Source organism: Mesorhizobium sp. M0960, assembly GCF_040319055.1.
Classification (GTDB): domain Bacteria; phylum Pseudomonadota; class Alphaproteobacteria; order Rhizobiales; family Rhizobiaceae; genus Mesorhizobium.
Window position 1 is genome coordinate 203,335 of record NZ_JAMYNN010000010.1, and the last position, 11,830, is coordinate 215,164.

An 11,830-nucleotide genomic window follows, 5' to 3' on the forward strand; every position below is an offset into this window, starting at 1 on the left:
GCTTTGCTTCATGACCGCAGCGCGGCGGAGATGCCCCTTCTGATCGACTTCGCAACCGATCTCATCCGCGCTGGTGCAGGTGGGCTGTATCAGGCGACAGAATCTAGAAGGCGCCCGACAAGAGACGTGCCCATGCTGGAAATCGACTTTATGAACAGCGGTGCAATCTCAATCGAGCCATGAACGCCAATGTAGAGAAAACAAAATGGCGACCAACCCCGTTCCAGATCATGTCCCGCCCGAAATGGTGAGGGACTTCAGCCTGTTTACATCGCCAGGGATGCCACCAACACCCAACGGGGATCCACACGCAGCTGTCGCTTGCGTACATGACGGGCCTCCGATCTTTTACTCCCGCTACAACACGCAAGATGGCCGGGGAACCTGGGTCATCACCCGTGCCGCGGACCAGCGGAAGGTGCTGCAGGACGCAGAGACTTTTTCCAGCCATCGCAGCATCTTCTCCTCCATACTGGGTGAAAACTGGCCGACGATCCCGCTTGAGCTCGATCCACCGGCCCATGGCGTCTTTCGCTCACTGCTCAATCCGCTGCTTTCGCCAAAGCGGGTGTTGGCTTTGGAACCGGCTGTCCGCGAACGGGCGGTCGAGCTGATCGAAAGGATCGCCGCGTCGGGCACAAGCTGCGACGTGATGAAGGATTTTGCCTTTCCTTTCGCGGTGAGCACCTTTCTTCGCTTTCTGGGGTTGCCCGATGACCGACTCGATACATTCGTCGGCTGGGGGAAAGATCTGCTCCACGGCGACGATAAGGAACGACCTGTGGCTGCCCGGACGATCGTGGCATTCATCGACGAACTTGCAGCCATGCGCCGCCAGGAGGCGGTTGACGATTTCATGACCTTTATCGTGCAGGCACAGGTCGAGGGCCGCCGGCTGACGGACACCCAAGTCCGCGGCATCGGCGTGCTTGTCTTCGTCGCTGGGCTCGACACGGTCGCAGCAGCTATGGGCTTTGACTTGGCGTACCTCGCGCGCAACCTCAAAGATCAGCAATTGCTGCGGAGCGAACCGGACCGCATCCCGCTCGCAACCGAAGAATTGCTGCGGGCCTATCCGCCCATTCAGTTGATCCGCGTGGCTACGAAAGATATCGACTTCGAAGGCGCGCCGATCCGGAAGGGGGACTATGTTTCCTGCGCCACGATGATTGCCAATCGTGACCCGGCGGAATTCGAATGCCCCAACACGATCGATTTGGAGCGGGAGGACAACCGCCACGCCGCCTTTGGCTATGGTCCCCACCGTTGCCTTGGCTCACACCTTGCCCGGCGGGAGATTGTCATTGGCCTGGAGGAGTGGCTGGCGCGCATCCCGGCTTTCAGGATCAAGCAGGGTACGGCACCCATAACCTCTGGCGGCCATGTATTCGGGATCGAAAATTTGATCCTGGACTGGTCCTAGGCCCGCCCCCAAGCCGGCGCACAGAGAATGGAGGCAGCGCCATGCGCATCATCGTCCAAAATGCCAAATGCCAGGGTCACGCGCGATGCGCGGCGCAAGCGCCGGACATCTTCAAGCTTGATGACGAGGGTTACATCCTGCCTGGTGACATTGAAGTTGCGGAAGGGGAGGAGCTGCCTGCATCGCGAGGCGCGCGATCCTGCCCTGAACGTGCGCTGGAACTCGACCGTACACCGGCTGCGCGGGTTGAATAAGCGGCATTCAAGTCGAGAGTCTAGGCGGACTTGAATGGGTCGACCATGTGGCCGCACACTGCGAAAGGACGGCGCGCGATCCCTGTCCCGGCACCGTCCTCGTCCAACTGCCTAGGGGGGCGTCTCCGGTGTTGAGGTGCTCTGACGCGCAAAATGCAGGGCGCGGGTTGCCGAAACACCGCTTCCAATCACAGAATTGCGACAGAGCCGATGGATCAGGCGAAAATTGCCGAACTACTTGACCGTGGAGGCGATCCGCGACTGCCTCTATCGGTACTGCCGCGGAATAGACCGCGCGGATGAAGCGGCGCTGCGCAGCGTGGCAGCCAAACTTGATGCCGTGCTTAAGGAAGGTCAGCTTTCGGAAGACGATGTCGAGTTCCCCTGGCCCCAAATCCGCTCGGCCTTTGAGGATATTGCCGAGATTGGCCGACAGACAGACCCGAGCTGACGGCGGGTGACTTTCTAATCGCACCCTCCGCAGGGACGCAGTTCAGAAGGAGATGACATTGAAGACCGCCTCCGCCTTAATCGCTTTCGCACTTGCAAGCTTTGCTGCGGCGGAGCCGGCCCTGGCGAGGGACTTAGCCGGTGAGCGGGATGAGGTACCCGAAAGCCCGTCAAACGCTGCTAAGCCGAGGATGGAAGCCCGCCAGCGTCCCGAAGGGGCAGTGGGTAGGGCGCCCGGAGGTGTGTGCGACTTATCCGGAAACGGACGACTGTGCGGGTACAGGTCTTGGGCAGTGCAAGTTTCTGTTCACCGACGAAGCCCGGTCTGTGCTAACCGTAATCACGGTAGGTGAAGATCCGCTGCTGGTAGACAGCTCACATATCGAGGGAGAGGCCGCCTCCGGCGAAGTTGTCGAGGTCACGCACGTCGGGGCTGTTGGCCTCTCCGAGTTTACCTGTCTCGACTTCCGAAGAAAGCAGTTTGATGAAGCGAGATTGCTTCTAGGACACGCGCTTCTCGACCCAGTTGCTGTTGCTTCAGCTGAAGTCGAAATGGTATCAATACTGCAACATCGACCAGCCGACGCTGAACGGTCTTCTGACGGCCTCGTCACTTGGGAAATTCTACAGCACACGCATTCGGGACAATTTTGCCTGTCGTCGCTGATGGAGTCCCCGTGGCAGTTCGCCCTGTCAGAGCCAGCGGAGAAACCAATTCCAAAACAGGACGGCTAGCCGAGCGCCGCGTACGCTACCATAAACACTACTGCCGTTGTCTCAACCATTGTTGTGTTCTCCCCTTCAAAGGCCCCAAGCCGAAAGCGCCCGGTCCGCAGAGATTGGGTCGTCCTTGATGCGCAATATCGTCTGGCGAGTGAGGCCCGACGCCCTTGCGATAGCCGACGCTCCCTCCCCATGGGCCAGCATCTCGGTCACCGTTCGTAGTGTGGCTCGGTTGTAGCTCGGCTTGCGGCCGCGGTAGCGGTCCTCCTGTGCCCGAGCGGCCGCTATGCCTGCCCGCTGGGCCTCCTTCGTGGCCTCGGCCTGCGCTTGTGCGGTTGCCGCCATGAAGGCTATCAGGGCATCCCTCACGGCCTGCCGCATGAGGTCTTTTGTTGCCCCGTCGAACGTCATGGAATTGATCACCGTGCGGACCACCACGCCCTTGCGCATGAACTCCCGAATTGTGTCACAAACATCCTGGTAGTTGCGGCCCAGCCGGTCTACCCAGCGGACCACCAGCGTGTCCCCCCGGCGCAGCATATCCCGGAGCCTGCGGCCCTCGGGGCGCTCGGCAAGCGTGGTGCTCACCCCGGAGACCCCGTGGTCAGCCACAACCTCGTCAATCGTGAACCCAGCGGCCTCCGCTTGGGTCCGCTGGTGGGCGAGCGTCTGGTCAACTGTCGAGACGCGGGCATAGAGGATGGTCTTGGACATGGGTTTCCTTCGGTGTCCGTTAGCGTGATGTACGCTGATTAGACTGTCCGTTGATCAAAATCAACCCTAACGGACATGCTTTCAGAAAGAGGCCAGCACTGTACGCTGGGCTATACCCTTTCGGACGAGTGTCATTGAAGGGTCGGCTCTGATAGGACCCGTATTCAGTCGGAAGGAACCCCTAGTAGATGAGAAGAATTGTCGTGGGCCGCCCCCGCCGGAATTGGGCCCTAACGAGGAACTCGCCGGGAACTCGCCGAAAGACCAAAGCGGCGTCACCTACTCGGTTATAGATGCAAAAAAGATTGACGATCGGAAGCTTAGGCCGAATGACCCGGCGGGGGGTGTCTGGGTTCATCAACTGTCGAGTTTGATGCCTTGTTTTTTTTGACTATTTTCAAACTCCCGCCCCAAACTTTTGGCAGTTTTTGCGGCCTAGAAGGGGGCAATGCCGGCCTGGTCAGCCACTCGAACAAGCGCTATCTTAGCGCACCGCAGAGAGACTTGGGCCGGGAGTAAGATGCTTAGAATATCAGACAGAGATGCCGACAAGGACGCCAAGGTTGTGGTCGTGGGCCGAGTCGTGCTGGGCCACGAGTCGCAGATTCGTCTGGATAACGGGCGGACGATACTGGCACGTCGTTTCCTTCCAGTGGGAAAGGAAGACGTGCTCTCGCTCAGCGGCCCTTCGATCAAGGTTTTGGCAAGGAAAGACAATCGCTGGATTGAAGTCGGAATCCCTTGGGAAAAAAACGAGACCATTGACGTTGGGGGGACACCAGCGACCGTTTGCTTCAAAGAGATTGAGACGGCGGAGGAGTTATCCCAGTTTGAAAATCTGAAAAAATTTCACTATCGCGGAGGCGGGGGTGCGGGCCGGATTGTGCCGATAATTGCTAAATCCGACTTGTGGGACCTGCCGGCGCTCCTAGGTTTTGTTGAACTCTCATCGAGCATGATAGCGAACACGGCGCGGAAGAAGTTTTTCGACTTTCCTTACAAAGAGATCGGAGGCATACACTGGACCTCGTGGGATCGTGACGCGACCAAAGCCTATTCGAACATAATCTGCAGGATTTCTCGATTCGTGATCCATCCCGAGATACGGGGCTTGGGGCTCGCCAAACATTTTGCACAAGCCGCGCGGAACTATGCCGCAGAACGGTGGCACTACGGAGGTTATGGCGCCCGCTTCCTCGAAATAACCGCCGATATGCTCAGATACTATAAGTTCGTTGACGGGCCCTTCGCTTTTATGGGGAACACAGAGGGTAACGAACACCGGCTTACGAAGGACATGAACTACTTGTTGAAAAAGGCTTTGTCCGAAGAAGGCACGAAGGCCATGCCTCAGGGCGGCGGCGGGATCATGACCCTACAAAGGGGCTATGCTTCGCAGTTGCTGAAATTTCTAAAGGAGAACGACGTTTCGCTGGCGGATGCGATAGGCTCCCTCAAGCATGTTCCGGCGGCACTTGATCAGAAAACATGGGAGGCCCTTCATCGGCTGAACAGAAAGCCAAAGCCTTGCTACGTTGCCGGTCTAAGTGAGGCAGCCAGAAAATACGTTGAACTTCGCCGACGCGCTGAAACGGGGGGACAACGCACAAAAGCCTCTCAGAGGAGCAGGGCACTTCCCGGCTGGGAGTTGGCTGACATAAATATTATCGCAAAATCCGCGATGGCTCAGACATCAGAATCTCGAAATATACAGGACGCTTTTGGATTCGTCGGTGCAAACCTTACATCGACAGTTGTGGAGGGCCTCACGTTTCGCATTCAGCCTAAGCAAATTACGCTGATATGTGGAGCTAGCGGATCGGGAAAAACACTTCTACTTGACACCCTGCTCCGGCTTTTGGGCAATCGGGAGGGTACGGAAGCTGCGGCACTCGAGAACGGCGTAACTGCAACTGGTCTCTCTGACAGGGCGGCGACTGTTGCCACGCTCGCCGCCCTACCTCCGGCGCTGACTCCTCTCGATTTGAAGGGCCGCGCGTCGTTGTCGGACTTCTTGAAGGTAGCTGCACATTGCGGACTTGCAGAACCACAGCTTTTTGTGCGGCCCGTTCGGAGCCTAAGTTCGGGACAGAGATATAGGCTGCAACTTGCGCTGGCGTTTCTAGCGTGTCCGGATGTAGTGATAGTTGATAACTTCTGTGAGCCACTGGACAAATATACAGTTGCGGCGGTCTGTAAGGGAATCAAAATATTGACGTGCCAATATAACTCTGCGTGCATCGTAGCGACCGCCGCATACGAAAGAATTTCAGATGTTCTCAATCCAGATCAGAAGATACTATTGCGGAGAGGGAATAAACCGCTTCTGGAGGGGAGAGAATGAATTACAAGAAGGTTTTTAGCTCGACCAGGTTTCACACTAAAAGCCAAAACAATTTCTCGATAGATAGTAAAAATAAGAGCGTTATTATTGGACGGCGACCGGACAGCGAAGGTCGCACCGCTTTCATTGGAAAAATTATCGAACAGGGACGCGCCTCAAACGTCCTCGACTACGGCGTGCAGTGCGATATTGCCTTCCCCCACGTGGTGGGGATTTTTGGCAGTCGGGGAAGTGGCAAGAGCTTCGATCTGGGGGTGCTTCTAGAAGGTGTATTTATTCCGGAAGCGGCTTCGGGGCCAGTTAGAGAGGCCGCTATTGTATTTGACGTTCAGGACCAGTTTTGGACCCTAGCCTACGAGCCCAAGCCGACTATCGTAGACGATCAATCCCAATTGGCCGACTTGGGTCGGTGGGGGCTCCAACCCAACCGCGTTGCAAACGTCCACGTGTTGGTTCCTCTTGGGAGCGATACCCAAGTTCCGGGCGCCGTTCATTTCGCACTTTCGGCTGACCAATTATCGACCGCTGATTGGTTGGCAATTCTGGAACTTGAGCGCTTTAGCGCGATGGGCCAAGCGCTGATAACGCTTTTAGCCGACGTGGGCGCCGCCACGCCAAGTGAGCTCGCCCAGGCGTGTGCTGCCGGACAGGCGCTCGGAAGCTTCCAGCAAGGGACCATTGACGGGCTTCAGTGGAGACTAGAGAGCCTTGCTACGACCCGCATTATCGAGCCCACCGGACTATCAATAGACGAGCTTCTCAGACCTAGCCGCCTATCGGTTGTGTTAATGAGGAATCTAGCGGAGTCGATAAGAGGGCTCGTGGTGGGAGTGGTATCTAGGCTCGTCGCGGATCGAATGGGCCGGATACAGCAGGCTAGGAAGGTCGCACTGCGGGCGCCCAACCCCTCGGAGGGGCCAAGCGCAGAATTGACCGGGCGGCTTTGGCTGGTGCTTGACGAAGCCCACGTGCTAGTACCGTCCGACGGCACAACTGCCGCAACCGGACCGCTTATAGATTATGTCAAGCGCGGCCGAGACGCAGGGCTTTCTCTTGTCTTTGCCACTCAGCAGCCATCGGCGGTAAATTCAAAGCTCATGAGCCAAGTGGACCTCTCCATAACACATATGCTCGGATTTGAGACCGACTTGTCTGCTGCGGTGGCAAGAATGCCTACACGCGCCAACGTTGAATATGATGTTGACAATCAAAAGGTATCATCTATCGCCGACGTCATTCGGAGCCTTGGCCCGGGCGAAGCCGTTGTTGCTGACGCGGCTAGCGGCCGTGCATTCATACTAAAAGTTCGACCTCGTATGACTGCACATGGTGGAGCCACGCCTAAGTGACGTTTGGGGGCACGCGTTCGGATGCAGAAAAAGCGCTGGCGAAAGCGCTCTCCCGCTACATCGGATACACGACCGGAGCATATGATCTCGTTCGGATCGTCTCGGTCCTTGAGTGTTTCGCCGGGCGGGCCTCGGCATACAAGGAAGAAGTCGTGGCAGAGCTGCGGTCGCAAAGCGAAGACAGGCGCAATGAACCCGCCGACACATACCTGTCGGAAATTATTAACTTTGCGCAGGCGATGGATTTGATCGCTACCGTGTCATCCAGGGAGACAAAGCTCCAGCGTCTGGCGCCGACTGAGACAGGTCGATCAGTTCTTGGCGCAAAAGCAGCTAACGATGCTGGTTTTTACCAATTCTATCTCGCAAGAACCGTTCTACAGGCCGATTCCGACTATCTTTACCCAGTCATAAAGTATTTCACCGGGATGCACGGTGCAAACATCCAGGAATACTTTGTTTTCGCACAGACGGCGTTGAGGGAAGAACGGAAGGCTTGGTTGGTGGAGGTGTTCCCCGAAAAAATACTTCTATCGCGAATCGCAGAGCAGATTTCCTGGCTTTCCGCGCCAAGGGGAGGGGCAGGTGATTATCGCATTGACGTGCCCACCATGAACACGGCTCGGCACCATTCGGCACCCCGTCAGGGTTGGTTGCACGAGTTGGGCATATGGGATCGCACGTCAAAGACACTAACGAAATTCGGAACCGACGTGCTACGCACCTTGGAGCCCTCAGGAAGTTACTTCTGGCTTGGACCGGACTCGGGCGTGCAGGACGCTCTGCGGATCGTTCCTGCGCTACAAAAGGGGGGGCCCTTTGAAGACCAACTCGAATTTGCGGCGTATGAGACCGAGCCCAGCGAAGCGGACGTAGCTGCGTTAGTCTCTGATGTATCCGATGTGATGGTGGCGAGTTTCAGGGACGCCAAACTTGTGCATGCGGCCCAGGCTTCCTTGCGGCTCCCTATCGAGTATATTCAGTATCGCGCATATCAGGATAAAAAAAGATATGACTGGGTTTCGCTCTTAGAGAAGCTATTTCATGAAAAGAAAGCTATTCTTGAGAGATTCTCCGCCCATAAGGGGTTAGTAGGATTCTATAGGGCAAAGTAGGGGGATATTGATGCTACTGCCGAAGGAGAGGGTGACGGCACATGACGTTCACTATACGAAAACGTTCCGGCGGCGCTTCATATCGTCAATGAGCGACGATATTGCGCACATGGTTGTGTGCTCGCCCTTCTTCGACAAACTGCCCGCACCGTTCAACGACCTTCTTGGGTTCTGTAGTTTCCTCAACCGACGGGGGACTGACAGCATTAATATTATCACTCGACCGCCAGGAGCTGATCCCCAAGCAATGAAATTGGATGTCGCGCGGCGGCTCGCGGCGCAGGGTGTTCGTATCTTTATCCGCGCCAGCCCCTACCTGCATGCGAAAGTGTACCATTTCGAGTATCGAAAGGGCTATTATCGCACGTTCATAGGTTCTTCTAACTTCACTGTAGGTGGGTTTGAACGAAACCACGAGGTGGTTAGCGAGGTAGAGGGAGTAGGTGTTGGTAGCGCCTGCCATCGCGAGATTGCGCGAATGGAAGAACTAGGCGGAGCGCAAACATTTGAGGCTTGGATTGTAAATGGACAACCGAAAGGTGAGTTGGGGGAGATATGATGTTAGAGAAGTTTGACCTGAAGCATGACCCATTCCCAATTGTTCCAGATGGCCCGGTCCACAATTGGGCGGGAAGGCAGGAATTAAAGCTAGACCTTATAGACATAATCAAGGGAGTAAGAGGTCGAGACATAGGTATTACTGAATTTGTAGTTGTTCATGGCGAGTACGGTGCAGGAAAAAGCCACGCTCTAAGATATCTAAAGACAATGATTGCCGAGAAGGCGGACGAGTTTAACTCTCTGGCCGTATATGTAGAGAGGCCTCGTGTTTCAAGTAAGTTAAATTTCTTAGAATTGACAAAGTATGTAGTCAAGGTTATTGGACGGGAAAATATAAGAACGTATTGTAGCGCCATTAAGGTCCAACTTGATAAAATAATAGACGAGCTTGCTGCGGCAGCCGGTATTCCTGATGTCAAAAACCGGTCATCGTTCTACGAAACAGCTATAAACCAGTTTCCAGCGGATGACCAGAATATGATCAAGCTTCTAGCTCGCGGAAGCGCAGATGAGGGGAAGGGTCTTTTTCTGTTTCTGAGCGGAGCCGAAAGGAATGACGGCGATGAATACGAGGGAAAGATAGACTCGGATTTTGTGGCGGCGAAAGTCCTGTCAGATCTATTTAGAGTATTGATATCGGAGATACGCCCGGGGGTGCGGATTCTAGAATCGGTATATCTTTTTATAGACGAGGCCGAGATTTTAGCCGAGGCGAAGGCTTCTGAGAGTGAACTGGTGTTCAACGGTTTGAGGGAGCTAATTAACGGGCTGCCCTATCGTTTTGGGCTAGTCATAAGTTTTTCCGCTGCGACGGCCCTCATCGAGGCGATAATGCCCCAGCATTTATTGAAGAGAATGACTCGACCGTACATTGAGATTCCTATGCTTAATGACATCGAGGCGGTCGAATTTTTGCAGAGTCAGATCAATTTCGCCAGGACGGCTGGTTCTCAATATTCCGGGGACGTCTATCCTTTTACGATGGAAGCGATTGAGTTCATTGTCCAGAATACAACTACGCTGACCCCGAGAAATTTGTTCATTGATTGCAAGCGCGTGTTGGAGCGGTCGCTGCGGCGCTTTGAACTGGAGCCTGGCGAGCGAATTACGGAAGATATGGCTGAAAAGATTTTGCAGAGCTACCGGTAGGAGACTCTCAATTGCAAATTGGGGAGTTCAGGAACCCGCATGAAGGTAGGGGGAACCGACGCGCCGGCTTTCCGCCCGCGTACATCCACACGTCGCCAAAGAGCCGCCGGTTGTGAATGACCGTGGAATCCGAACCCCGCATTTTCGCGTAAAAGGTACGAAAAGCACCCCTCAAAACGGGGTCCTCATTCCATGAAAAATTCACACCCGTTCTTTCCGGGCGAGAGAAGGCCGACGAAGCGATTGCGCACTGGGAGGCACTCAAATGTCATAGAGCGATTGACGTTGCGCCCAGTTTCTATCCAGTTTTGAGTTCCGGCGTGGGTTGTGCCCTGCTGGGCGGGTGAAGCGACGGGCGCTGGCGCGGAGCCTTTGGCATAGCGCAGCGCGAGCGACCGTCGCAGATTGAAGGTGGTGGCGAACTCGGCCGGTGTCTGCCGGGCGATTTGGGAATGCGGCTGCGCGGTGTTGTAGTCGGCGCGCCACAGGGCGATGGCGAGGCGTGCCTGAGCCAGCGCAGTAAACAGCGTCTCGTTGAGCAGTTCATCGCGCAGTCGGCCGTTGAAGCTCTCGATGAAGCCATTATCCGGCATGATGTTCTTGGTGCCATCGTTTGTTCGGTACGTCAGGTTCGTTAAGCTTGGCGCATCCGGGCCACGCGGCACCGGGAGCACGCAAGTGCGGGCAGGCCGTCGTATGCAGATGAACTGCGAGTTCGAGCACATTATCTGGCCGCCCCTACGACTCGCCCGGATGCGCTGCGAGCGCGGATCCGTATTTGTCGTGTTGCCCGCTCGCTCCCTGTTCGTGACCAAGATGGAGGGAACCGTGCGTATTATCGGCATGGACATACACCGCGTAGCCGCCGAGGTCGTGTCGTTGCTTGATGGCAAGGTCGTCAAGCTCGGCCGCGTTCAAATGCTGCGCAACAAGCTCGAGGAGTTCGCCAGGAAGGAACTCACCCACGATGATCATGTGGTGATCGAGGCCACGGGCAATGCTGCTGCCGTCGCTGAAGTGCTGTCGCCCTACGTCGATCGGATCGTGATCGCCAATCCCAAGCAGGTGCACATGATCGCGCACGCGAAGGTGAAGACTGACACGATCGACGCCACTGTCCTTGCGAAGCTCTACGCCTCGGGCTTTCTGCCGGAGGTCTGGGTTCCGGATCCGGGGACCCTTGCCCTCCGAAGACAGGTCACCAGGCGGACACAGCTGGTTCGCCAGCGTTCGCGGCTGAAGAACCTGATCCAGTCAATCCTCCACGCCCACCTGATCCCGCCGTGTCCGCATGGGAACCTCGTCGGGATCAGCGGGCGCAAATGGCTGACGAGGCAAATATTGCCTGCGGATGAGCGCGCCGCCATCGAGCGCCACCTCGGCTTGATTAACCAGATCAACGAGGCGTTGACGGTGGTCGAGGCGGATATCGCCGTACATGCCCTTCAGGATCCGACAATCCGCCGCCTGATGACGTTGCCCGGCCTTGACACCTGTGCATCTGCAAGAGCGGTTCAAAGATACCCAGCAACAGCCGATCCGCTCCGACCAGCTGTCGAACCCTTGCCTCGAAACGAACGCGCGTGACGGCGCCAATCTTTAGCCCCAGGGGACGCAACAAGCCTCGGATGACCTGCTCGTTGGCAGTGACCGCCCTGACCGTAGCCTTGCGCGCGGCGGTGAGCGTGCGCAGCCTCTGGCCGGCAGCGGACTTCAGATGAACTGCCTTGAACCAACCTGTGCGCACA

Annotated in this window: 10 protein-coding genes and 2 pseudogenes; 10 read left to right on the top strand and 2 right to left on the bottom strand. The window is 56.3% G+C overall.

Going from position 1 to position 11,830, the window contains the following annotated elements:
- The first annotated feature begins 205 nt into the window (after nt 1–205).
- The 4 genes from NKH63_RS19575 (at nt 206) to NKH63_RS31365 (ending at nt 2,862) form a co-directional block, all read left to right on the top strand.
- Nucleotides 206–1,423: a cytochrome P450 gene (locus tag NKH63_RS19575; protein ID WP_352918434.1), complete on the top strand. Its 1,218-nt coding sequence runs from the start codon at nt 206–208 to the stop codon at nt 1,421–1,423.
- A gap of 41 nt (nt 1,424–1,464) precedes the next feature.
- A complete protein-coding gene (locus NKH63_RS19580; RefSeq protein ID WP_352918435.1) occupies nt 1,465–1,677 on the top strand; it encodes a ferredoxin in 213 nt (70 codons plus the stop codon).
- Nucleotides 1,678–1,903: 226 nt separating this feature from the next.
- A complete protein-coding gene (locus NKH63_RS19585; protein ID WP_352918452.1) occupies nt 1,904–2,128 on the top strand; it encodes a hypothetical protein in 225 nt (74 codons plus the stop codon).
- Nucleotides 2,129–2,454: 326 nt separating this feature from the next.
- On the top strand, nt 2,455–2,862 hold the full coding sequence (locus NKH63_RS31365) for a hypothetical protein (protein WP_502896344.1): 408 nt from the start codon (nt 2,455–2,457) through the stop codon (nt 2,860–2,862).
- A 66-nt stretch (nt 2,863–2,928) separates the two neighbouring features.
- On the opposite strand, the gene NKH63_RS19595 is transcribed toward NKH63_RS31365, so the two are convergent.
- Complete coding sequence (locus NKH63_RS19595; RefSeq protein ID WP_352918439.1) at nt 2,929–3,564, bottom strand: recombinase family protein; 636 nt, start codon at nt 3,562–3,564, stop codon at nt 2,929–2,931.
- A gap of 520 nt (nt 3,565–4,084) precedes the next feature.
- Between NKH63_RS19595 and NKH63_RS19600 the strand changes: the two genes are divergently transcribed.
- Genes NKH63_RS19600 through NKH63_RS19620 form a run of 5 tightly spaced genes read left to right on the top strand, consistent with a single transcriptional unit; the run spans nt 4,085 to nt 10,082 of the window.
- Nucleotides 4,085–5,908 carry an ATP-binding cassette domain-containing protein gene (locus NKH63_RS19600; protein ID WP_352842567.1) on the top strand — a complete coding sequence of 608 codons (1,824 nt, stop codon included), beginning with the start codon at nt 4,085–4,087 and terminating at the stop codon, nt 5,906–5,908.
- Nucleotides 5,905–7,257, top strand: a complete 1,353-nt coding sequence (locus NKH63_RS19605) for an ATP-binding protein (protein ID WP_352918441.1) — start codon at nt 5,905–5,907, stop codon at nt 7,255–7,257. The genes NKH63_RS19600 and NKH63_RS19605 overlap by 4 nt, the downstream gene beginning before the upstream one ends.
- On the top strand, nt 7,254–8,372 hold the full coding sequence (locus NKH63_RS19610) for a hypothetical protein (RefSeq protein ID WP_352842565.1): 1,119 nt from the start codon (nt 7,254–7,256) through the stop codon (nt 8,370–8,372). Before NKH63_RS19605 ends, NKH63_RS19610 begins: the two co-directional genes overlap by 4 nt.
- Before the next feature lie 10 nt (nt 8,373–8,382).
- Nucleotides 8,383–8,931 (top strand): phospholipase D-like domain-containing protein, encoded by a 549-nt coding sequence (locus tag NKH63_RS19615; RefSeq protein WP_352918443.1) that lies wholly within the window; start codon nt 8,383–8,385, stop codon nt 8,929–8,931.
- Nucleotides 8,931–10,082 (top strand): hypothetical protein, encoded by a 1,152-nt coding sequence (locus NKH63_RS19620; RefSeq protein WP_352918445.1) that lies wholly within the window; start codon nt 8,931–8,933, stop codon nt 10,080–10,082. Before NKH63_RS19615 ends, NKH63_RS19620 begins: the two co-directional genes overlap by 1 nt.
- A 305-nt stretch (nt 10,083–10,387) precedes the next feature.
- On the opposite strand, the pseudogene NKH63_RS31370 reads toward NKH63_RS19620, so the two are convergent.
- Nucleotides 10,388–10,666, bottom strand: a pseudogene (locus tag NKH63_RS31370) (integrase core domain-containing protein); the annotation flags it as partial.
- A gap of 244 nt (nt 10,667–10,910) precedes the next feature.
- On the opposite strand from NKH63_RS31370, the pseudogene NKH63_RS19630 reads away from it, so the two are divergent.
- Nucleotides 10,911–11,573: pseudogene (locus NKH63_RS19630) on the top strand (IS110 family transposase); the annotation flags it as partial.
- Nucleotides 11,574–11,830 lie beyond the last annotated feature (257 nt).